This is a genomic window from Amycolatopsis keratiniphila subsp. keratiniphila (genome assembly GCF_001620365.2).
In the GTDB taxonomy this organism is placed as follows: Bacteria; Actinomycetota; Actinomycetes; order Mycobacteriales; family Pseudonocardiaceae; genus Amycolatopsis; species Amycolatopsis keratiniphila.
This window is the reverse complement of record NZ_LQMT02000003.1, coordinates 203,414-225,154: the sequence shown is the minus strand read 5'-3', so window position 1 is coordinate 225,154 and position 21,741 is coordinate 203,414. Positions and strand designations below refer to the sequence as shown.

General features: G+C 68.6%; 21 protein-coding genes. 4 read left to right on the top strand and 17 right to left on the bottom strand.

What is annotated here, in order from left to right; translation table 11 throughout:
- The first annotated feature begins 49 nt into the window (after window positions 1–49).
- A complete protein-coding gene (locus AVR91_RS01650) occupies window positions 50–973 on the top strand; it encodes an EamA family transporter (RefSeq protein ID WP_016337926.1) in 924 nt (307 codons plus the stop codon).
- On the opposite strand, the gene erm is transcribed toward AVR91_RS01650, so the two are convergent.
- Together erm and AVR91_RS01640 are read right to left on the bottom strand one after the other, a co-directional pair.
- Window positions 876–1,610, bottom strand: coding sequence for a 23S ribosomal RNA methyltransferase Erm (erm, locus tag AVR91_RS01645; protein WP_063273558.1), 735 nt, complete (start codon window positions 1,608–1,610; stop codon window positions 876–878). The genes AVR91_RS01650 and erm overlap by 98 nt on opposite strands.
- 183 nt (window positions 1,611–1,793) lie before the next feature.
- On the bottom strand, window positions 1,794–2,492 hold the full coding sequence (locus AVR91_RS01640; RefSeq protein ID WP_063273559.1) for an SDR family oxidoreductase: 699 nt from the start codon (window positions 2,490–2,492) through the stop codon (window positions 1,794–1,796).
- Between the two features lie 87 nt (window positions 2,493–2,579).
- Here AVR91_RS01640 and AVR91_RS01635 point away from each other — a divergent pair, with 87 nt between their 5' ends.
- Window positions 2,580–3,185 carry a CGNR zinc finger domain-containing protein gene (locus AVR91_RS01635; RefSeq protein WP_063273560.1) on the top strand — a complete coding sequence of 202 codons (606 nt, stop codon included), beginning with the start codon at window positions 2,580–2,582 and terminating at the stop codon, window positions 3,183–3,185.
- On the opposite strand, the gene AVR91_RS01630 is transcribed toward AVR91_RS01635, so the two are convergent.
- The 12 genes from AVR91_RS01630 to AVR91_RS01575 form a co-directional block, all read right to left on the bottom strand.
- Window positions 3,136–3,777 (bottom strand): SDR family oxidoreductase, encoded by a 642-nt coding sequence (locus AVR91_RS01630; protein WP_063823132.1) that lies wholly within the window; start codon window positions 3,775–3,777, stop codon window positions 3,136–3,138. The genes AVR91_RS01635 and AVR91_RS01630 overlap by 50 nt on opposite strands.
- Before the next feature lie 242 nt (window positions 3,778–4,019).
- The gene (locus AVR91_RS01625) at window positions 4,020–5,138 is read right to left on the bottom strand and encodes an ABC transporter ATP-binding protein (RefSeq protein WP_076857231.1); all 1,119 of its coding nucleotides are present in this window, start codon (window positions 5,136–5,138) and stop codon (window positions 4,020–4,022) included.
- Window positions 5,135–6,130: an ABC transporter ATP-binding protein gene (locus AVR91_RS01620; protein WP_063275657.1), complete on the bottom strand. Its 996-nt coding sequence runs from the start codon at window positions 6,128–6,130 to the stop codon at window positions 5,135–5,137. The genes AVR91_RS01625 and AVR91_RS01620 overlap by 4 nt, the downstream gene beginning before the upstream one ends.
- 6 nt (window positions 6,131–6,136) lie before the next feature.
- The gene (locus tag AVR91_RS01615) at window positions 6,137–7,072 is read right to left on the bottom strand and encodes an ABC transporter permease (protein ID WP_016337932.1); all 936 of its coding nucleotides are present in this window, start codon (window positions 7,070–7,072) and stop codon (window positions 6,137–6,139) included.
- Entirely contained in the window at window positions 7,069–8,070 is a 1,002-nt protein-coding gene (locus tag AVR91_RS01610; RefSeq protein WP_063275656.1) for an ABC transporter permease, read from the bottom strand. The genes AVR91_RS01615 and AVR91_RS01610 overlap by 4 nt, the downstream gene beginning before the upstream one ends.
- Window positions 8,071–8,156: 86 nt before the next feature.
- Window positions 8,157–9,830, bottom strand: a complete 1,674-nt coding sequence (locus tag AVR91_RS01605) for an ABC transporter substrate-binding protein (protein ID WP_455550124.1) — start codon at window positions 9,828–9,830, stop codon at window positions 8,157–8,159.
- Between the two features lie 532 nt (window positions 9,831–10,362).
- On the bottom strand, window positions 10,363–10,911 hold the full coding sequence (locus AVR91_RS01600; RefSeq protein ID WP_063275654.1) for a uridine kinase family protein: 549 nt from the start codon (window positions 10,909–10,911) through the stop codon (window positions 10,363–10,365).
- Window positions 10,908–11,345: a DUF2304 domain-containing protein gene (locus tag AVR91_RS01595; protein ID WP_063275653.1), complete on the bottom strand. Its 438-nt coding sequence runs from the start codon at window positions 11,343–11,345 to the stop codon at window positions 10,908–10,910. Before AVR91_RS01595 ends, AVR91_RS01600 begins: the two co-directional genes overlap by 4 nt.
- A gap of 12 nt (window positions 11,346–11,357) precedes the next feature.
- Window positions 11,358–12,059 carry a glycosyltransferase family 2 protein gene (locus AVR91_RS01590; RefSeq protein ID WP_046199872.1) on the bottom strand — a complete coding sequence of 234 codons (702 nt, stop codon included), beginning with the start codon at window positions 12,057–12,059 and terminating at the stop codon, window positions 11,358–11,360.
- 59 nt (window positions 12,060–12,118) lie between these two features.
- Window positions 12,119–14,095, bottom strand: a complete 1,977-nt coding sequence (locus AVR91_RS01585; RefSeq protein WP_063275652.1) for a DUF6541 family protein — start codon at window positions 14,093–14,095, stop codon at window positions 12,119–12,121.
- A 70-nt stretch (window positions 14,096–14,165) separates the two neighbouring features.
- Window positions 14,166–15,464, bottom strand: coding sequence for a polysaccharide biosynthesis protein (locus AVR91_RS01580; protein ID WP_063275651.1), 1,299 nt, complete (start codon window positions 15,462–15,464; stop codon window positions 14,166–14,168).
- Window positions 15,461–16,477 carry a glycosyltransferase family 2 protein gene (locus AVR91_RS01575; protein WP_063275650.1) on the bottom strand — a complete coding sequence of 339 codons (1,017 nt, stop codon included), beginning with the start codon at window positions 16,475–16,477 and terminating at the stop codon, window positions 15,461–15,463. Before AVR91_RS01575 ends, AVR91_RS01580 begins: the two co-directional genes overlap by 4 nt.
- A gap of 61 nt (window positions 16,478–16,538) precedes the next feature.
- Between AVR91_RS01575 and AVR91_RS01570 the strand changes: the two genes are divergently transcribed.
- Complete coding sequence (locus tag AVR91_RS01570) at window positions 16,539–17,651, top strand: UDP-N-acetylglucosamine 2-epimerase (protein WP_016337941.1); 1,113 nt, start codon at window positions 16,539–16,541, stop codon at window positions 17,649–17,651.
- Window positions 17,652–17,897: 246 nt separating this feature from the next.
- On the opposite strand, the gene recR is transcribed toward AVR91_RS01570, so the two are convergent.
- Both recR and AVR91_RS01560 read right to left on the bottom strand, forming a co-directional pair.
- Window positions 17,898–18,494 carry a recombination mediator RecR gene (gene recR / locus AVR91_RS01565; protein WP_005166260.1) on the bottom strand — a complete coding sequence of 199 codons (597 nt, stop codon included), beginning with the start codon at window positions 18,492–18,494 and terminating at the stop codon, window positions 17,898–17,900.
- A gap of 1 nt (window position 18,495) precedes the next feature.
- On the bottom strand, window positions 18,496–18,852 hold the full coding sequence (locus AVR91_RS01560; RefSeq protein WP_007035126.1) for a YbaB/EbfC family nucleoid-associated protein: 357 nt from the start codon (window positions 18,850–18,852) through the stop codon (window positions 18,496–18,498).
- Between the two features lie 89 nt (window positions 18,853–18,941).
- Between AVR91_RS01560 and AVR91_RS01555 the strand changes: the two genes are divergently transcribed.
- Window positions 18,942–19,778 (top strand): N-acetylmuramoyl-L-alanine amidase, encoded by an 837-nt coding sequence (locus AVR91_RS01555; RefSeq protein WP_063271776.1) that lies wholly within the window; start codon window positions 18,942–18,944, stop codon window positions 19,776–19,778.
- A gap of 205 nt (window positions 19,779–19,983) precedes the next feature.
- Here the strand turns inward: AVR91_RS01555 and AVR91_RS01550 are convergent, their stop codons facing one another.
- A complete protein-coding gene (locus AVR91_RS01550) occupies window positions 19,984–21,543 on the bottom strand; it encodes a helix-turn-helix domain-containing protein (protein WP_063823103.1) in 1,560 nt (519 codons plus the stop codon).
- Between the last annotated feature and the right edge of the window lie 198 nt (window positions 21,544–21,741).

The following is a 21,741-nucleotide window of genomic DNA, read 5'->3' as shown; positions in this document are numbered from 1 at the left end:
CAAATATTCTCGCTGGTCCTAAAGGGTCGCTCCACGTAAGAGTGAAGACATGCCCGCCCGCGATCGTCTGCTCGCCCTGTTCGTCGCCGTCCTCTGGGGCTGCAACTTCCTCGCCATCCACGCCACCCTCGGCCAGTTCCCGCCCGTCTTCGCCGGCGGGCTGCGCTTCGCGGTCATCGCGATCCCGACGATCCTGTTCGTTCCGTGGCCGAAGGTGAAGATCCGCCACCTGCTCGGCTACGGGCTCGGCTTCGGCACCGGGCAGTTCGTGTTCCTCTTCATCGCGATGGACACCGGCATGCCGACCGGTCTCGCGTCGCTGGTGCTGCAGGCGTCGGCCCCGTTCACCGTCCTGCTCGGCGCCGTCTTCCTGCGCGAACGCGTGTCCGGACGGCAGCTCACCGGGATCCTGCTCGCCGTCGCCGGGATGGCGACGATCGCCTGGCAGCAGGCCGGGAACGCCGCCCTGCTGCCGGTGATCCTGACCCTGCTCGGCGCGCTGAGCTGGGCGTTCGGCAACCTGAGCACCCGGCAGGCGGCACCGGACAACCCGCTGAATTTCGTCCTCTGGATGTCCGTGGTGCCGCCGCTGCCGATGTTCGCGCTGTCGCTGGTCATGGAGGGTCCCGCCGAGATCGGGCACTCGCTGAGCACACTCGGCACGACCACCGGGCTGATCGGGCTCGGCGGCCTCGCCTACGTCGTGTTGTTCGGCACGATCGTCGGCTCCGGCATCTGGACCTCGCTGATGCGCCGCAACCCGGCGGGCGTGGTCGCGCCGTTCTCCCTGCTGGTGCCGGTGGTCGGGCTGTCGATGGCGTTCCTGGTCCTCGACGAACGCCCGTCGCTGGTGGAGATCCTCGCCGCGGCCGTCGTCATCGGCGGCGTCCTGTTCGGTTCGACGAAACGCCGCGTGCGCGAGCCGGATTTCCTCGCCGAAGCCGAAACGCCTCAGCCCACTGGCGTGCGGTGAGCCGTTTGGGCACGACGTCGCGGCCGGGCCTCGTGAACACCTGCCGCACGAAGTCCTGGTAGCGCCGGCGATCCACGTCTTCGACGAGTGGCCGCTCACGGCGGGTCATGGTGAGCAGGCCGCCGTCGACACCGGGCCTCGGGCGGAACGCCGCCGCGGGCACCCGGCCGGTCAGCCGGAAGTCGAACCACGGCCACCACTGCGCGGTCATCATGGTCGCGCCGCCGACGCCGGCCCGGCGGCGCGCCACCTCCCACTGCATGAGCAGGACGGCGTCCGTCCAGCCGGGAGCGGCGAGGACGTGCCGCAGCGTCGCGGTGGTCAGGTGGAACGGCAGGTTGCCGACCAGCACGTGGGGCGCCTCCGGCAACGGATACCGCAGGAAGTCCGCGGTGACGATCTTCGTCGGCGGCTGGACGCGGCCCGCCAGCCGGGCGGCGCGGCGGCCGTCGATCTCGACGCCGGTCACTGGTCTGCCGAGCCGTTCGAGCGGCAGGGTCAGCGCGCCGTCGCCCGTACCGAATTCGATGATCGGCCCGTCCGTGCCGTCGACGAGCTTCACGACGGTTTCGATGACGGTCCGGTCGATGAGGAAGTTCTGGCCCAGTTCATGACGGCCAGGTTGTCGTGTGCGCAAGGGATCTCCGCGGCTTCGAGGTGAGCCGGGCAGCACGAGGCTCGCCCGGCGATGTCTCGCTCGGGCGGCGGTTCCTTGCCAGAAGCCGGGAATCCGCCGCTAGGCGCGGCGGATCCGGGTGAACGCGGGGGCACACATGGCGGCGAAGCTACCTCGGACCGGAGCCCTCCCGCCAACGGTTTTCTACGCGCCGATCCGGCTGGTGCCGAGGTGCTCGACCGGACCGGACAGCGCGGCCTTGACGCGGCGGGTGAGCTCGTCGGTGAGCACCTCGGTCTCGCCCTTTTCGAGACCGTCGACGACCTGGCGGGCGACGTCGCGAGGGTCGTTCTTGGGGATGTCGAGGCCCTGCGTCATGTCGGTGTCGGTGTAGCCGAGGTGCACGCCGACCACCTGTGTGCCCTGCTCGGCGAACTCGATGCGGAGCGAATTGGTGAGCGACCAGAAGGCCGCCTTCGACGCGCCGTAGGACCCGGAGCCCGCCGCCCACGACAGGACCGAGTGCACGTTGACCAGCGCCCCACCGTCCTTGAGCTGCGGCGCAAACGCTTGCGCGACGCGCAGCGCGCCGAAGACGTTCGTCTCGAAGACCGGACGGTGCGCGTCGACGCCGTCGTTCAACAGCGAGCCGAGCCCGAGGACACCGGCGTTGTTGAAGACGATCGTGGCGTCGCTCGCCTTCTCCGCCAGCGCGCGGACGGATGCCGGGTCGGTGACATCGAGCGGGAGCGGGACGACCCGCGGATCGGTCTCCGCACGCGGCGACCTGGCGGTCGCGTAGACCTTGGCGGCGCCGCGGTCGAGCAGTTCGGCGACGAACGCCTTGCCGAGCCCGCGCTGCCCGCCGGTGACCAGGACGACGGCGTCTTCGATGGAGGTCATGACTTTGCTCCTTGACAGAAGTGTTCGGCTTTTACCTCTGTCGCCAGCATGGCGACGCGACTCGACAGAGTCAAGTACGCTTGACCTATGTCATGGACCGCGACGGACCGGTACCGGTTACGCACCGCCCCCTCGGGGCTGGCGCTCGTTCAGGACTTCCTCAACACCAAGGCGATCAAGACGTACGGCCTCGACCTGCTGAGCGACACCGATCTGGCGCGACCTTGGGCCGCCGAGGCGCTGGCGGAATGGTCGCGAGCCCGGGATTCCGAGGCGCCCGAGATCTCGCTGGGTCCGGGCGACCTTCGCGCGCTTCGCGACCTTCGCGCGTCGTTCGTTTCGCTCGTGGACGGCGACGACACGGACCTCGGCAAGCCGGTGAAGGCGGATCTGGCCCTGCGCGACGGCGTCGTCCGGCTGTTCCCGTCCGGCACCGGACGGCAGTGGCTCGCTTCGGCGCTGTGGACGGAGACGCTGCTCGCGCAGCAGGCGGGAATCTGGTCGCGGCTGAAACTGTGCCGGCTCGACGGCTGCCGTTCGGCCTTCTACGACGTCTCGCGCAACAACAGCGGCGTCTGGCACGACGTGCGCACCTGCGGGAACGTCGCGAACCTGCGGGCCGCGCGGGAACGGAAGAAGGCGCTCAGCCCAGCGACGCCAGCGCCGACGGAATCGGGATCTCCCCGCCGATGACGTCGAAACCCTGATTCTCGGCGAGCGGCTCTTCCAGCGTGGCGATCAGGACGGCGGCGACGTCCGCACGGGAGACGCGGCCCGGTTCGAGGTGACCGGCGATCTTGACGTGGCCGGTGGGCTGGTCGTCGGTGAGCGTGCCGGGCCGGACGATCGTCCAGTTCAGGCTCGAACGGCGCAGGACGCTGTCGGAGATCTGCTTCGCCATCAGGATCGACCGCACCAGGCGGTCACCCTGATCCGGCGAGTCCGCGAACTGCGCGGAAAGCTGCACGAACCGGGAGACACCGGCCTTCTCGGCGGCACGGATCGCGGTGATCACGCCGTCACGGTCGACGAGGTCGACCGAGGCCTGATCCGGATCGGGCGCGCCGATCGCGCTGATCACCACTTCGGACCCGGCGAGCGCCTCGACGAGGTCGTCCGCGTCGGCGGTGACGTCCGCGACCACGGTCTCGGCCCCGAGCCCGGCGACCTGCTCGGCGCGGCGGCGGCTGCGCAGGCCCGCCCGCACCTGATGTCCCCGCCCCCGCAGCAGCCGGACCACGTGGATCCCCGTCCGCCCCGACGCACCCAGCACTGTGACCCGCATGACAGAGAGTCTGCCCGAAGGCCACGCTCCCCGCATTTAGTCCTCTAAATGCGGGCAGACGTGGTCCCCTCGCCGATGCGCCGCGTGTTGCGAAAGCCACTTTCGCAACCTTGAGCGTTGCGAAAGTGGCTTTCGCAACGCGGTCGGGCACGCCGACCGCACGCATTCAGAGGACTAAATGCGGCCGAAGCGCGTGAAGGCCCCCNNAGCCGGGGGAAGGGGGCCTTCACGCGCTTTCGGGACTAGAGGATCTCCGCCGCCGAGCCGACGTCCGGCAGCCCGCCGACGTCGGGGTTCAGCTCCCCGGCCTCGACGAGTTCCGCCTTGACCTCGTGCGGTTGGATCCGCCCGTCGCGGATGTCCTCCGCGTAGTGGCACGCGACGCGGTGCCCGGTGCCGATCTCCCGCAGCTGCGGGCGGTCGGTGTCGCACAGGCTCTGCTGCCGCCACGGGCACCGCGTGTGGAACCGGCAGCCGGACGGCGGCCGCGCCGGCGAGGGCAGGTCACCGGCGAGCAGGATCTGCTCGCGGGTGTCCTCCACCGTCGGGTCCGGCACCGGGATCGCCGAGAGCAGCGCCCGCGTGTACGGGTGCAGCGGGTTCTCGTACAGCGTGTCCGCGTCGGCCTCTTCGACCAGCGAGCCGAGGTACATCACGCCGATACGGTCGGAGATGTGCCGCACCACCGCGAGGTCGTGCGCGATCACCAGATACGTCAGCCCGAGCTTCTCCTGCAGATCCTCCAGCAGGTTGACCACCTGCGCCTGCACCGAGACGTCCAGCGCGGACACCGGTTCGTCGGCGACGATCAGATCCGGCTCGACGGCCAGCGCCCGCGCGATGCCGATGCGCTGACGCTGACCGCCCGAGAACTCGTGCGGGTACTTGCGCAGCGCGGACTCGGGAAGTCCCACGGCGGAAAGGAGTTCGCGCAGCCGCTTGGCCGTCGCCTCCCTGTCCTTGTCGAGGCCGTGCGCCTTCATCCCTTCGGTCAGAATGGATTCCACCGACTGCCGAGGGTCCAAAGAGGACATCGGGTCCTGGAACACCATCTGCATCCGGCGGCGGGCCTTGCGCAGTTCCTCGCCCTTGAGCCCGGCGACGTCGGTGCCGTCGAAGACGACCTTGCCGTCGGTCAGCTCGGTCAGCCGGAGGATCGCCCTGCCCAAAGTGGACTTGCCGCAGCCGGATTCCCCGACCAGGCCGTAGGTCTCACCCCGGCGGATGGCCAGATCGACGCCGTCGACGGCGAACACGTGCCCGACCGTGCGGTCGACCACGATGCCGCGTTTGATCGGGAAGTGCACCTTGAGGTCTTCGACCTCCAGCAGCACGTCCTGCGGCGGTACCGTGTGGGTCATCGGGCCCCTCCTCGTGCGGCCACGGCCGGGATCACCGGGTTGTGGCAGCGCAGCAGCCCACCGCGATCGGGGGTCAGCTGCGGTGAAACCTCCCGGCACACGCCGAGAGCGTTCGGGCAGCGGGGCGCGAAGGCGCAACCGCCGTCCCACGGGATGTTGTCGGCGACGGATCCCTTGATGGGGATCAGTTTCTCGCCGCGGCCCGCGTCGAGACGCGGGATCGAGGCGAGCAGGCCGTGCGTGTAGGGATGCCGCGGCTCGGCGAACAACGAGTGCCGCTCCGCCCGCTCGACGATCTTGCCGCCGTAGAGCACGTTGACCTGGTCGCAGAGACCGGCGACCACACCGAGGTCGTGCGTGATCATGATCAGCGCGGTCCCGGTGTCCTGCACCAGTTCCCGCAGCAGCGCGAGGATCTGCGCCTGGATCGTCACGTCGAGCGCGGTGGTCGGCTCGTCGGCGATGAGCAGCCGCGGACGGCACGCCAGCGCGATCGCGATCAGCGCGCGCTGCCGCATCCCGCCGGAAAGCTGGTGCGGGTACTCGGAAAGCCGCCGGGCCGGGTCGGGGATGCCGACCTTGTCCAGCAGCTCCGCCGCCTCCACCGACGCCGCCTTGCGCGACATCCCGCGGTGCCGCTCCAGCACCTCGGTGATCTGCAAACCGATCGGGATGACCGGGTTCAGCGAGGACAGCGGGTCCTGGAACACCATGCCGAGGTCGCGACCCCGGCGATCCCGCATTTCCTTGTCCGACAGGCGAAGCAGATCCGTGCCTTCGAACGACACCGAACCGGTGACCTGGTTGCCGCGTTTCGCGAGCAGCCGCATGATCGCCAGCGAGGTCACGGACTTGCCGCAACCGGACTCACCGACGAGACCGACCGTCTGGCCGGGTTCGACGTCGAAACTGACCTCGTCCACCGCGGTGAACGGCTTCTCGCCGCGTCGTTGGAAAACGACCTTGAGGTCGCGTACTTCAAGGAGAGCCATGAAAGATCACCGCCTGTTCTTCGGATCGAGGGCTTCCCGCAGGGACTCGCCGAGCAGCGTGAACCCGAGCGCGACGATGATGATCGCGATGGCCGGGTAGTACGCCAGCTCGGGACGGATGTCGAGGAACTGCCGAGCGCTGCGGCTCAGCATGATGCCCCATTCCGCCCGGTTCGGGTCCGGGTCGCCGAGACCGAGGAACGACAGCGCCGCCGCTTCGAGGATCGCGGTGGCCAGGGTCAGCGTGGCCTGCACGATGACCGGGCCGAGCGAGTTGGGCAGCATGTGCCGCAACACGATCGCCCCGCGTTTGACGCCGAGCGACGTCGCCGCGAGCACGTGGTCACTGCTTCTCTGCGCGAGCATCGAACCGCGCAGCAGCCGCGCGAAGATCGGCACGCTGACCATCGAGACCGCGACGATGACCGTCCACTGGCTCGGCTTCTGGAACAGCGCGGCGACCGAGATCGCCAGCAGCAGCGACGGCACCGACAGCATGACGTCGACGAGCCGCATCAGCACGGTGTCGACCCAGCCGCCGAAGGCACCGGCGAGACCGCCGATGATCATGCCGACCACGACGCCGATGATCGTGGCGAGCACGCCGACCAGCAGGGTGTTCTGCGCGCCGACGAGCAACCGCGAAAGGTAGTCGCGGCCGAAGTCGTCGACACCGAGCGGGAAACCGGGCTGCGCGCCGGGGATGATGCCCTGCCCGAGGATGACCTGGCTCTGCAGATACCGCTCGTAGGGGTCCTTCGGCGCCAGGAGCGGCGCGAAGATCGCCACCAGCAGGAACAGTCCGGTGATCACGGCGCCGGTGATGGCCACCGGGCTCCGCATCATCCGGCGCAGCGCCTCGCCACCGAGGCTGTGCCCCTTCGCCGACGAGGCCGCGAGGCGGTCGATCGGCTCCTTCTTCTTGTTCAGCAAGGTGTTCATCGGACACGCACCCTCGGGTCGATGAGCCCGTACGAGATGTCGACCAGCATGTTCACCAGCACGTAGACGAGCGCGCCGAACAGCAGCAGCGCTTGCAGACGCGGGTAGTCACGCCGTTCGATGCCCTCGGCGAGCAGGAAGCCAAGGCCGCGGAAGTTGAACACCCGCTCGGTCAGCACGGCGCCACCGAGCAGCGCGCCGGTCTGCAGGCCGATGACGGTGACCACCGGCAGGAGCCCGTTGCGGAGCACGTGACGACGCCGGACGATCGGCTGGGTCAGGCCCTTCGAGTTGGCCGTGCGGATGAAGTCCTCGTTCAGCACGTCCAGCACCGAGGCGCGGGTGATCCGGACGATGACCGCGAGCGGGATCGTCGCCAGCGCGAACGCCGGGAGGATCAGGTGGGTGAGCGCGTCCCAGGCGGCGTCCCATTCCTGGGTGATGATGCCGTCGAAGACCGCGAAACCGGTGACGGTGGTGGCGTCGAGACCGGCCATCTGACGGCCCTGCGAGGGAAGTCCCAGCGGGGCGGCCAGCAGGTCCTGCATCATGTAGCCGAGGAAGAACACCGGCACCGCGACGCCGACCAGGCTGAGCACGATGATGACGTTGTCGACTGCCCCGCCGCGGAACCGCGCGGACAGGTAACCGAACGGGATGCCGAGGCCCACCGCGATGAGCATCGCGCAGAAGCCGAGCTCGATCGTGGCGGGGAGGAAGTTCCCGATCTCGGACATGACCGGCTGGGCGGAGACCAGCGAGTTGCCGAAGTCGCCGGTGATCGCCCGGCCGAGGAACTTGAAGTACTGGACGAAGATCGGATCGTCGAGGCCGAGAAGCTTGTTCAGGTCGGCGATCTTCTCCGGGGTCGCCTTGTCACCCAGGAGGGCGCCGGCGGGGCCACCGGGCAGGGACCGGAGCCAGGCGAAGATCAAAATGGACAGGATCAAGAGCGTCGGTATCGCTTGTAGCAGCCGACGCACGAGAAAACGGAGCACGTGCGTTCCTTTGTTGCCAGCCCGGGAATGGACTTCAGGGGGTGGGCGCGGTAGCACCCACCCCCTGAGCCACTAGTGGTGGTGGATCAGTTGACCGTGACGGTGTAGAAGCGCTCGTCGGTCAGCGGGCTGGCCACCAGACCCTTCACCTTCGGGCCGACGACGATCGCCGGGGGGCCGTAGGAGATCGGGATGGCGGGCAGGTATTCCATGATCTTCTGGTTCACGTCCTGGTACGCCTTGGTGTGCGCCTCGCCGGCGGGCGCGGCGTCCGCGGCGGAGATGGCCGAGAACAGCTCCGCGTTGTTGAAGCCGAACTCCGGCTTCTCGCGGCCGAAGAAGGTGCCGACGAAGTTACCGGCGTCGTTGTAGTCACCGGTCCAGCCGAGCAGGTGCACGTCGTGCTTGCCCGCCTTCTGGACGTCGTCCTTGTAGCCACCGTTCCACGGCTTGGCGATCGGCTCGACCTTGATGCCCATGGCCTTCATGTCCTCGGACAGCGAGGTGAAGATGTCCGCCGGGTTCGGCATGTACGGCCGGGTGACCTCGGTCGGGTAGTAGAACTTCAGGGTCATGCCCTCGGCGCCGGCTTCCTTCAGCAGGTCTTTCGCCTTCTGAAGGTTGTATTCGTACTTGGTGACGTTCTCGTTGTAGCCGTCGATCGCCTTCGGCACGAACTGGCTGGCGGTCTCGGCGCCCTCGGGGAGCTTCGACTTCACGAACTGGTCGCGGTTGAGACCGTAGGCCAGCGCCTGGCGGACCTTGAGGTCCTTCAGCTTCGGGTTGTTCTTCTGGTTGATGCCCAGGTACAGGATGTTGAACGACGGACGGATGAGCACCTGCTCGCCGTCGTTGCGCAGCAGGCCGTAGTCCGCGGGCGACGGGTAGTCGTAGCCCTGGATGTCGCCGGCCTTGAGCGCCTGCTTGCGGGCGTTCTCGTCCGGGATGACCTTGAAGACCAGCTTGTCGAGCTTGGCCGTCTGGGTCGGCGAGTCGGTGGCCTTGACCAGCGTGATCTCACCCTTGGCCTGGTCCCAGCTCTCGAACTTGAACGGGCCGGTGCCGGTCGGGTGCTTCAGCGCGTACTCCGGGTAGGAGAACGAGTCACCGCTCTGGGTGACGGCGTCGGCGTTGTACTTCTTCAGCGCGTCCGGGCTCTGGATCGAGAACGACGGCAGCGTGAAGGCGGCCGGGAAGGCGCCCTTGGCCTTGTTCAGGTTCAGGACGGCGGTCGACTCGTCCTTGGCCTGGCAGTCCTTGAACACCGGGGCGCCGGAGGCGTCACCCTCGTTCTTGGCGAAGCCTTCGAAGACGTCGCCGTAGTAGATCATCTGGCTCTGGGCGGCGGCGCCCTTCATGTTGAACATGCGGTTGAAGTTGAAGCAGACCGCTTCGGCGTTGAACGGGGTGCCGTCGTGGAACTTCACGCCCTTCTTCAGGGTGAAGGTCCAGGTCTTGCCTTCGTTGCTGCCTTCCCACTTCTCCGCCAGGCCGGGCTCGAGGTCCGCGGTCCCCGGCTTGTTCATGATCAGCGTGTCCATCATCTGGCGGATGATGCGGAAGGTCTCACCGTCGTCGTTGAAGAGCGGGTCGAACGTCTTCGGGTTACCGGCGGCGCCGAAGACCATGGTGCCTCCCGAGCCACCCCCTGCGCCTTCTTCACGCTTCGATTCGGCACAGGCGGAAATGGAGACCGCGAGTGCGCCGGCAAGCCCGATCAGGGCCACACGGCGTGCTCGGGTCACCCGCAGTTGCTGCATCTGGCACCCCTTGAGGAGATTTTCGGTGTTTAGGCACCGTCCGGTCGGTCGGTAACTCGAACTCCACGGACGATCGGTGTGCCCGCCGACACTAGCGGGAACTCAGCCCGCACTTAAGCACGCGAGGTTACGATCGCGCTACACGACGGCCAATACGACCGCAAAGTGTCCGCAATTCCGGACGGAGTGTAATCAATTCCGGACCACTAACGCGCAGAGTGCCGGGTCACTGACTCAAATGGGTGTCCACCACTACAACCAATGGGTGCCGGACAAAACAGGACATCGGCAGGACATTGGGTCCCGTCTCGTGAGTGGTAAGCCGGATCTCGCGTGATTGAAGGCGGAACTCGCGTGATCAGGGACGGAACACACGTGACTGGACGGACGGCACGTGTGATCAGACGGACGACACTCGTGACCGGATGGACGACACGACCGTGGCGAAGCCTTCGCCGCGAGTCGTCCGTCCAATCACGCGTGTCGTCCATCCCAACACGCGTGTCGTCCGTCCAGTCACGCGGCACCGTCCTCACCACTCACGAGAGGTGACCACGCGATCGGCCGCGGCACGGGTCCCGTCGACGGCGAACCACCCGCGTTCGAACAGCTGCCAGCGCCGCAGTTCCGCCCTGGATCCCTCGCCGTCGCGTGCGGCGGCGCGGTCGAGACGTTCGGCTTCACTGCCGCCGTCGAGCCAGGTGAGCAGGGACAACGACGGCCGCATCCGCGCGCGGCCACTGGAAACGCCTTCCAGCACCAGGACGTCCGGGACCGGGATCTCGACCTCTTCGCCCGGCAGCGGGACACCGCTGGACCAGTCCACTCGCCGGTAGCGGCCGGTCCTGCCCGCGCGCAGCGGCTCCAGGACCCCGGACTCCAGCCGCGGCCACCACGAAACGGGTTCGTCCCAGGTGGCGAACTCGTCGGTGCTCACCAGCGCGACCCGGACGCCCCTGCCGGCCAGTTCGGCCACGATCTTCCCGGCCAGCGTGGACTTCCCGGAGCCGGAAGGGCCGTCGACGGCGAGCACACGGACGGCGCCCAGCCTCGGCGGGGCCGCGAAAAGGGCGTCGATCAGCGTGCGCGCGCGGGGCTCACTTCGGGGAGCCCTTTGACGTTGTCGGGCGTGGCCGTCCGCGCTTCGAGCGCGGCGACGCGTTCTTCCAGGTCACGCTGGGCGTCGGCGAGTTCGCAGCGGAGCAGCGCGATCTCCTCGACGGAGGTCCGGACCTCTTCTTCGAGGTGCCCGACCTCGGTCGACAGATGCAACGCGACCAGTGCCAGCACGAAACCGGCCAAGAGGAATACGAAGTTCGACGGCGTCTGCACGCCGGTTATCCGCGCCATGAAGTCGGCGGCCTGCGGAACCACGGCGAGCACGACCACGCCGACGGCGAGGACGAGCCAAACGCCCGCGTACTTTTCCCGCAGTTTCCGCCGCCGCATCATCTCGAGGACGACGAACAGCACCAGACAGGCGACGACGATGCTGAGAATGCGCCAGCCAGCCATAATCAGCTCCTTTTACGCCGAATCCGACGAGTCGACGGCGGGACGGCGGCGCACCAGCGCCAGCAGCAGGGCGAGTCCGGCGCGGCCGAGGTAGACGGCCGATTTCACCGGCGAATGGCTCGGTGTGCCACCGGCCCGTTCCCGCATGATCACCGGGATTTCCTTGATCTTCAGTTCGGCGCGGATCGCCATCACCAGCGATTCGACCGTGTCGCCGAGGTATTCGGCCGGGTAGTACGCGGCGAACAGTTTGATCGCGCGCGGGCCCATCGCCTTGAACCCGGAGGTCACGTCGGTGAGCTTGGTCTTCCCGAGCCGGGAGAAAACGACCGAGAGCACGACCATCGCGTATTTTCGCGGCCCGCTGGCCTTGTACGAGCCCTTGCCCGCGAACCGCGAGCCGATCGCGATGTCGGCGTCGTCGAGCGCGTCCAGCAGGGCCGCGACCTCGTTCGGGTCGTGCTGGCCGTCCGCGTCCACCTGCACGACGACGTCGTAGCCGCGGGCGGCCGCGTACCGGAAGCCGGTGCGCATCGCCCCGCCGACGCCGAGGTTCACCGACAGGCGGGCCACCTCCGCGCCCGCCGCGCGGGCGAGCTTGGCCGTGTCGTCGGACGAGCCGTCGTCGACCACCAGCACGTCCATGCCCGGCAAGGACTGCTTGACCTGGGAAATGACCGCGCCGACACTGGCCTGCTCGTTCAAGGCAGGCATCACGATGAGTACGCGACGGGTGGTCACGGACGTACTGGACACTGGATCACTCTATCTTCTTACTGGCCGTGAGCGGTGTCGGACCCGGCGGGGGCGCCGGAGGCGACCACACCTTGCTGACCTTCGATTTCGTAAACCGACGCGTCGAGGTTGTGGAAGACGCGTTTGAAACCCGGAGTGATGTCGAGCCGCTGGAGCCCCACCGCGGACTGCGCGTTGGGGGCCACCTTGCCCTTGCCGACCAGCACGTAACGCACCTTGAGGTCGGTGAGCGCCTCGCGCACCCGCGGGTCGCGGTTGATGTCGTTGAGGAACACGCTGAGCCAGCCCGGCTTGGTGGTGAACTCGGCGCCGTAGTTGGTCCACTCGACCGGCTGAACCCCGGCGAGCGCGTACATCCACACCGAGCCGTCGGCCTTGTTGTTCATGACCCGCTCGCCCGGCACCACGTGCTTCCCGAGCCAGGCGTAGGCCTCTTCCTCGCCCTTGCTGACCGAAGGGCCTTCACCGTAGTTCAGCGCGAGCCGCGCCGAGTTGCGGCCGATGTAGCCGCCCCGGCTCAGCACCGTGACGACGAGACCGACCACCAGGGCACCCGCGATGGCCACGGTGACCGGGTTCAGGTTCGGTTTGCGCTCACCGATCTTCTCGGCGAACTTGCCCGACGCGGTGTGCACGAACTCGCCGAACGCGACGGCGCCGGCCAGCGGCACGAGCGCGCCGATCCGCCAGTGGTCGTTGTAGAACACGCCGGTCAGGGTGTGGATGAGCGGGGTCTCCAGCGAGATCGTCGCGGCGAACAGGCCGCCGAGCACCACGTACGCGCCGACCATCCAGAGCATCCGCCGGTGCTTGACCAGGAAGAACACGCCGATGATCGCCGGGATGCCGATCCACCACTGCGGGAACGACGCCATCGGCGAGAACGTGATCGTCTGCCCGAGCGCGCCGGACACGCTGGTCTCCGAGGCCCAGAACGCGCTCGTCACGCCGCCCGCGTTGTAGAGCGCCGGGAGGACCTGTGGCACGCCGAGCACGACCGCCATCACGATCGTCGCGACCAGCGAGGCGGCGCTGCGGCGCCAGCCGATCTTCTCGAAGCGGAACAGCACCGCGAGCAGGATCAGCAGGAAGTAGACCATGATCACGAAGATCAGGCTGGTGTGCAGGCCGGCCAGCCCGGCGACGCCGACGCCGATCGCGAGCGGACCGGCGACGCCGTTCGGCTTGAGCAGCAGGCGGGCGAGCGCGAGCATCGCGGGCACCAGCGCCACCCCGGCGACGTACGGCCACAGCGGGCCGCGCCACAGCGAGTCGTACGGGAACGCGGTGAACCAGGTGGACACGGCCGCCGCGGCCGCGGTCGCGAGCACCGGCATCCGCCAGGCGCGGCACATCGCCGCGACCCCGACCGGGACGGTCAGCACGACCATGAGCGCCGCCAGGTTCAGCGTCGGCATCATCGTCAGGCCGCCCTTGCCGAAGACCAGGGCGAGCAGCGCGTGGTAGGTGTCCGGGTAGAAGTAGTCGTGCTGGTTCGGCAGGTTCGCGATGGTGCCGACGGTCGACGCGCGCGCGTCGCCGTGTTCGGCGATCCAGCGCACCAGGTTGCCGTGGAACGGGGCGTCCCAGCCCTGCTGGACGTTCTCCAGGCTGTGCGAGCCGCGCAGGAAGGTCACGGTGCCGACGCCGAGACCGACCAGAACGCCGGCGCCGATCAGCAGGTGGTCGCGAAGGGAACGCTTCGACTCGTCGTCGTCTTCGTCCTCGGCCCAGTCCGGGTGCCGCTTCGCGGTGAAGCGGAGCACGAGGAACGAGAGGGCGAATCCGACGACGGACAGCAGCAGCACCCACAGGCCGACGTTCAGCATCGTCCATCGGATGCCGAAGCGGCCGAGGATCGGGATGCCGATGGCGACGAGGCCGAAGGTCAGCAGCGGGGCCGCGGCGGCGAGGGTCCAGCCGCGCAGCCTGATCGCGGCACCGAAGACGAGCCCCGGCAGCCAGAACGCCAGCAAGACCAAAAGAACGTTCATCGAATTCGCTGTCCAACCCTATTCGGCGTCACGACGCCATCCGCTCGCGGCGCGCGATGGCGCGGCCACACTATCGAGACGTTTCGGAAGGTCGCGCGTTGCCCGGCTCGGGCGTGCCTCTCACCACGAACGCCATCACGACCAGCAGGCCGACGGTGGGTCCGGCGGCGAGTCCCACCACGGCGCGCACGACCGTGTCGCCGGGGAAGAACAGCAGGACCAGCGCGGTCGCGACGACGACGGCGGCCCAGGTGATCAGCACCTTCGTGGCCTTGGCCTGCGCGACGAGGACGGCGGCGAGCAGCTGCATCGCGGCCAGCAGCACCGACGACCAGACCAGCCCGGCCATCCACCAGGCCTCGGGATCGTTCTTGGCGCCGTAGACCAGGCGCACCACCCACGGGCCGATGAGCCAGCCGATCAGCGCGCCGAGCGCCGCGAGAGCCAGCGCGCCCGCCGAACCGAACGCGAGCAGCTTCCGCAGCCGGTGCTTGCCCTCCTCGGTACTGGACAGGCGCACCACGGTCGGGACCGCGAGAGCCTGGACCGGCGCCATCAGCGTGAGCGGTGTCCTGGCCACGAACAGGGCGACGAAGAGCACGCCGAGCTTGCCCTTGTCACCGCCGGGCGCGAGCAGGTTGACCAGTGCCGGGTAGCCGGTGATGACGCTGGCGGTGAGCCCCGCGCCGGCGAGGAGCATTAGCATGTTCTTGACGATCGGCCTCGCGGGCACATCCGCTTCGAGCTTGGAATCGACCAGCTTGGCGGCGCCGCGGGCGAATAGCAGCCAGGCGAACGAGCCGGTCGCGGCGGCGATGGCGAACCAGTACAGCTGGGTGAGCCCGGCGACCACCAGCGCGGCGACCACCAGGATCCGCACGGCCGCCTCGACCAGGATCAGCCACGAGTAGGACCGGACGTGGTTCTGACCGATCAGCAGGCCGCGCGCGGCGAACTGGAAGGCGAACGACAGCCCGCCCGCGAGCACGATCACGGCGAGCGCGAACTGGCCGCCGTAAACGTTGTCCGTGATCGGCGGGATCAGCGTGATCAGTGCGACGACCACCACGGCGATCGCGCTGGTGACGAAGGCGATCACCGCCGGGCGGCCCGCCTTGCGCCCGGCGAGCGCGGCGTGCGCGGACTGCCGCGAGATCTCCTGCTCGAGCGGGGACAGGGCGGCACCCAGCCCCATCAACATGCCCCAGAAGGAGAGCAGGACCGCGTTGTCGGCCGTCGACAGCGTCCGGCCCCAGACGACCGTCAGAACGTAGCCGAGCGCGATCGCGATCAGCAGGTAGACGCCGATGCGGCCGGCGGATTTCCCGGTGTCCTTGGCCAGCTCCTCGCTGCTCACCGCGTTGCTCATTTACGCAACCGGGCCCGCAGCGCCATGAAGAGGCCCCGGAGCGCTCCGGCGCCGAAGCCGGCGGCGAACACAGGGGTGAGCTGGGCGACGGCCTTGGCCTCGGCCTTCGTCGCGCCGAACTTCGTCACCGCGAACCCGGCGGCCGTCGACCCGGCGGCGGCCAGCGCGACGGCGGTCTTCGGGCGCTTCGCGGCGACACCGAGGCCGAGCACGCCGACGGCCATCGCGGCGAACAGGCCGTTGCGCGCGGGCCCCGGCGACGCGAGATACGAATCGACGAACGTGGTGCCTCGGAAATACGACTGCCCGACGAACTTCTTGAACGAATCGCGGCCGTGGTAGGTCGCGGAGAAGTCCGGGGCGAGGAAGATGCGGTGGCGTTCCGCGATCCAGCGCAGAACACCCGTGTCGTCACTGGCGAAACGGACGTCTTCGAAGAGCGACTCGAACGCGTTGGACGAATCCTCGAGAACGTCCTTCGGCGCGGAAAAGAATCCGGTGCCTTTCGGGAAGACGTCGAACTCGTCGATACCGAACGACATCAACCGCGGGTTCGCGCAATAACGCCGCCACGGGATCTTGACCAGCCCGGCCATGAATCCCGCGTACGGATTGTGCTCGGACGCGACGTTGATGTGACCGTTCCACACCGTGCGCTCGGGGTGGTCGACGAGCTGGTCGCGGAGGAAGGTGAGCGAACCCGGGTCCACGATCACGCGGCTGTCGAGCAGCAGGATCTGCCGCCCAGACGCCTTCGCGATCCCCGCGCGGCGGGCTTCGAACCGGCCGCTGTTCGGCTGGGTGAGGACGGTGATGCCGTACAGCTCCTGCAGCTTGGCGAGCTTGCCGCCGGTGCCGTCGGTGCTGCCGTCGTCGACCACGACGACCTCGACCGGCCAGTTCGCCACCTGTGCCGACGCGATCAGCGCGCCGACACTGCGATCGATCCAGTCCTGCTCGTTGTAGACCGGGATCACGACGGACAGGGCCGGGAGGAGCGAATTCGCACTCACCCCGGCGAGGCTACCTTGCGCGGCCCACCAGTATCCTTCGGGCACCGCAGACCCCGACAGAATGGCTCTTCCGGTGATTTCCTTCATTCTCGGCACCACGGCGGAACTGATCAAAATCGCGCCGGTCTACCACGGCATCCTCGAACGCGGGGTCCGGCCGAAGATCTGGTTCACCGCGCAGCACGTCGACGAGGTCTCGGACGTTCTCGCCGACCTGAACCTCCCCGAGCCCGACGTCTGGCTCGTGCCGAAGGAGAAGGCGCACAACCTGGAGTCGCCCGCGCAGGTGCCGGGCTGGGCCGCGCAGGTGCTGCGGACCGCGTGGGGCCGCCGGGCCGAGCTGAAGGCCGCGCTGGTCGAGGACGGGCGTCCGCCGCTGGTGCTGGTGCACGGCGACACCTTCACGACGCCGTACGGCTCGCTCATCGGGAAGCGGATCCTCAAGTCGCGGGTCGGGCACGTCGAGGCGGGTGCGCGGTCGGGCAGCATCATGTCGCCGCTGCCGGAGGAGCTGAACCGGAAGATCGCCGCGAAGATCGTCGACATGCACTTCGCGCCCAGCGCGCGTGAGGTGAACAACCTCCGCAACGCGCGCGGCGTCGTCGTCGACACCGAGGCGAACACCGCGATCGACGCGATGCGGATGGCCATCAACGGGCCGCTGGACGTCGAGGGCCTGCCGGAGAAGTTCGGCCTCGCCACCCTGCACCGCTTCGAACTGGTCTCGCGCGCGGAGAAGTACCGCGAGGCGCTGGAGATCCTGCGCGAGCAGAGCAAGCAGATGCCGATCCTCTACATGGCGGGCGCGCCCGAGCGCGAGAAGATCCGCGCGCTCGGCCTGGCGAACCTGTTCGACGAGAAGAACTTCATCATCCAGCCGAAGATGCGGTACCTGAAGTTCCTGCCGCTGGTCGCGCGGGCCGAATACGTCGTCACCGACTCGGGTGGTCTGTCGGCCGAGTGCTACTACCTCGGCCTGCCGTGCGCCGTGCACCGCGAGCGCACCGAGACGCCGCAGCACCTCGGCGAGACCGTCGTGCTGACCGAGATGCGCGGGGACAAGCTGCAGAACTTCCTCGACACCTACCAGAACCGGCGTGGGGAGTCTTGGGTCGACAAGTTCCACCCGTCGGAGATCATCGTCGACACGCTGGCCCGCTTGGGTTACTGCTGACGCTTCGCGCTCGCTTACGAACGCTATGAACGGTCCGTTCCTTGCAAAATTTGCAAGGAACGGACCGTTCATAGCATCGGGACCTGCTCTCACAGATGTCATGAAAGGGTCGTTCAGGACGTCTTTCGTCCTGAACGACCCTTTCATGACATCTGAGGCCGGAGTGCCCAGGTCAGCGAACCAGAGCGCGTGAAGGCCCCCTTCCCTCGGCTGAGCCGAGGGAAGGGGGCCTTCACGCGCTAGGGACTAAAGAGCCCGCCGGCCGGACAGTGCCCGGCCCAGCGTCAGCTCGTCCGCGAACTCCAGGTCACCACCCATCGGCAGCCCCGACGCCAGCCGCGTCACGGTCAGCCCGGGGAAGTCGCGAAGCATCCGCACGAGGTACGTCGCGGTCGCCTCGCCTTCGGTGTTCGGGTCGGTCGCGATGATGATCTCGCTGATCTCCGCGCCACCGATCCGCGCGAGCAGCTCCCGCATGCGCAGCTGCTCGGGTCCGATGCCGGACAACGGGTCCAGCGCGCCCCCGAGCACGTGGTAGCGGCCCTTGAACTCGCGCGTCCGCTCGACGGCGAGGACGTCCTTCGGCTCCTCGACCACGCAGATGACCGTGAGGTCGCGGCGGGTGTCGCGGCAGATCCGGCAGGTCTCCTGCTCCGAGACGTTGCCGCAGACCTCGCAGAACTGCACGCCTTCCTTGACCTTGCCGAGCACTTCCTGCAAGCGCGCGATATCCGCGGGATCGGCGGCCAGCAGGTGGAAGGCGATCCGCTGCGCGCTCTTGGGACCGACGCCGGGCAGCCGCCCGAGCTCGTCGATCAGATCCTGGACGACACCCTCGTACAAGCTAGCCGCCGAGCCCGGGGAAGCCGCCGAGGTCCGGCATCCCGCCGCCGAGACCGCCGGCGAGCGGGCCGAGCTTCTGCTCGGTGAGCTTCTGCGCGTTGGCCGAAGCGTCGCGGACGGCCGCGACGACCAGGTCGGACAGGGTCTCGACGTCGTCGGGGTCGACCACCTTGGGGTCGATGGACAGCGACTTGAGCTGGCTGTCGCCGGACACGGTCGCGGTGACCAGGCCGCCGCCGGAAGTACCGGTCACCTCCGTGTTGGCCAGCTCTTCCTGGGCCTCGACCAGCTTCTGCTGCATCTGCTGGGCCTGCTGCATGATCTGCGACAGGTCGAAGCCGCCACCGGGTTGCACCATGATCCGATCGGTCCTCTCCTGGAAAATCCCGTGCCGCCTACCAGCCTAGCCGTCACCCGTGTGGCACCGTGGGCGCCGTGCGACGACGGATGGGCCTGGTGCTGGCGATCGGATTGACGCTGTTCACGGCGTGCGGGGTGGAAACCCCGGCGTCTTCGCCGTCGAGCCCGCCGCCGCCCGGCACCACCACGGTGTTCACCACCCTTCCGCGGCCGAGTTCCACGACGAGCGCTCCGCCTTCGAGCGCGCCGTCTTCGAGCAGCCGTCAGCCGAAAACCGGCAAGGTCGTCGTGCTGGATCCCGGGCACAACGGCGGCAACGCCGGCAAGCCCGGCGAGATCAACAAGCAGGTCCCGGCGGGGCGCGGCAAGACGAAACCGTGCAACACCACCGGAACCTCGACGAATTCCGGCTACACCGAGCACGCGTTCACCTGGGACGTCTCGCAGCGGATCTCGCAGGCGTTGGCGGCCAAGGGAATCCGCGTCGTCCTCACCCGGCAGAGCGATACCGGTGTCGGGCCGTGCGTCAACGAACGCGCGGCGATCGGGAACGACGCCGGGGCGGACGCCGTCGTGTCGATCCACGCGGACGGCTCGAATTCCGCCGGGGCGCACGGTTTCCACGTCGCCTACTCGGCGCCGCCGCTGAACGCGCAGCAGGGCGAGCCCTCGATGAGGCTCGCGACCGCGTTGCGGGACGGCCTCCGCGCGGGCGGCTTCCCGATCTCGACGTACCTCGGTTCGAACGGGCTCGCCCCGCGCGCCGACCTCGGCGGGCTCAACCTCTCGACCCGCCCCGCCGCGCTCGTCGAATGCGGGAACATGCGCAACGCCGCCGAGGCCGCGGCGATGGCGAGCGAAGAGGGGCGTCAGCAGTACGCGGCCGTCATCGCGAAGGCGATCGAGGACTACCTCGCGGGTTAGGGCTGGCGATTCGGGTTAGGGCGAAGGGTTCCTTGAGTACCTCCTGGACTTCGGCCGTGGCTGATCGCGGGTCGGGTCCGTGAAGGCCTCCTTGCCTACCCTGAAGGTAGTGAAGGGGGCCTTCACGTACTTCAGGGACCCAAACCGTTGGTCGTGAGTGGCGATTCGGCTTAGAACCCGAATCGCCACTCACGACCGACGGGACCTAGGGCTTCAGCAACACCGGACTGCCACCGACCTCGACGGAGCCCGACTCGATCTCCGGCCGCGTCCCGTCGAGGCGTTCCGCGCTGCCCGGCGCGGAAAGCCGCACGGTGCCCGAGGGCGCCCACGCGATCCGGAACTCCATGCCGTCGCGCGTGAACCGGCATCGCCACAGATTCTCCGGCAGTCCCGCCCTGGTGCCCTCGCCGCACGACCGGATCTTCGCGCCGTCGAGCCAGCGGCCGAGCCGTTCGACGTGGGCGGCGGCGCGGGTCGGCGGTCCGCCGGCCGGCTGGAGCACGATCGGCACGCGGTCGCTTCCCCAGTTGTAGAAGTACATCCGCTTGAAGCGCGCGTAGAGGCCGACCAAGAAAATGCGGGCGGCGTGGTCCGCGGCGACGGCGGGGTCGACCGGCGGCTGCAACGGGACGTCGAAATCGGGGCCGGTGCTCCACAGGTTCGCGTGCCCGTTGGCGCGGTGGAAGCTCCGCTGGATCTCGTCCGCGACGGCGAGCATCGTCTCCGGCGGGTCCGCCATCCTGCCCGGGTGCAGCTTGACCGCGGCGGCGTCGCAGCTCTCGTAGCCGCGGAGTTCGCCGAACCGTTCCATGACCCGCCGGTACGCGGGATCGGCGAGGTGCCCCATCGACGGGCAGACCACGATGGCGCCGGGGTCACCCGCCTTGATGATCCGGCTCGCCCGCCGGACCATCTCCACCAGCCGTTCGACCGGACCGGTGAAGTACTTGGGGTGGTTGGCCATGTCCCACAGCTCGTAGGACTCGATGCGGCCGCGATACCGCTCGACGACCTTCCCGACGAACGCGTCCCAGTCCGCGAGGTCTTCGGGCGGCGCCGCCCGGGAGCCGTCCGGGTAGGCCGACGGCGGTCCGCCCGGCGCCGCCCAGCCCGGAGTACCACCGAAGACGTACAGCACCGGGAGCCCCGCCTGGTCCGCCCCGTCGACCAGTCTGTCCAAAGTGGACCACGTAGGCCTGCCGCGTTCCGGTTCGAGGTTCTGCCAGCGGGTTTCCGAATCCCAGAGCCGGACCGCGCCGACGCCGAACGTCGGCATCAGCCCGGTCTCGCTGTTCGCCGTCACGCCGAAGAACGCACTGTCCACAGGGGACGGGAACTCGGTCCACATCGGGGCATGGAGCGCCGGCGCGGCCGGTTCCGCCGCGGGCACCGCGCTCGCCCCGGCCACGGTGACCATGACGAGCGAGGCCAGCAGCGGCCACCACCCGATCCGGGTCCGCCGCCTCGGTCCGGGGACCGGCCGCGGGGCGGCAGGCGCGGACGCGACCTCTCCCCGTGCCGCGTCCGCGCGTTCCCACAGCCGGAAGAGCTTCGACAGTTCGTCGCGCTCGGCCTCGCACACCGTCGCGATCCGTTCCAGCGGGCCGAACGCGGCCGGCACGCTGACGCCGCTGCAGTAGCGGTGGACGGTCGATCGGCTCAGATGCGCCTTGGCGCCGATCCGTTCGTAGCTGTGCCCGCTACGCCGTTTCAGCCCTTCGAGCAGTTCCGCCAAGGCCCGGCCGTGTTCTCCTCCTGCCATGGGTCCCTCCCCCGGATGGTGCCTGCGAAGCGTCACCGACGACCCGCGAACGGGACACCCCCTTTTCGTCCCAGCGAAAACATCACCGCGTCCCGGCCTCCCGGAAACGTCTCACGCGCCCGCGTCTCCGCAGGTCAGCACGGACTTGTCGTCCCACCCTCCCGGATTAGGCCGATCGGCTTGTCTCAGCGCGTCCGG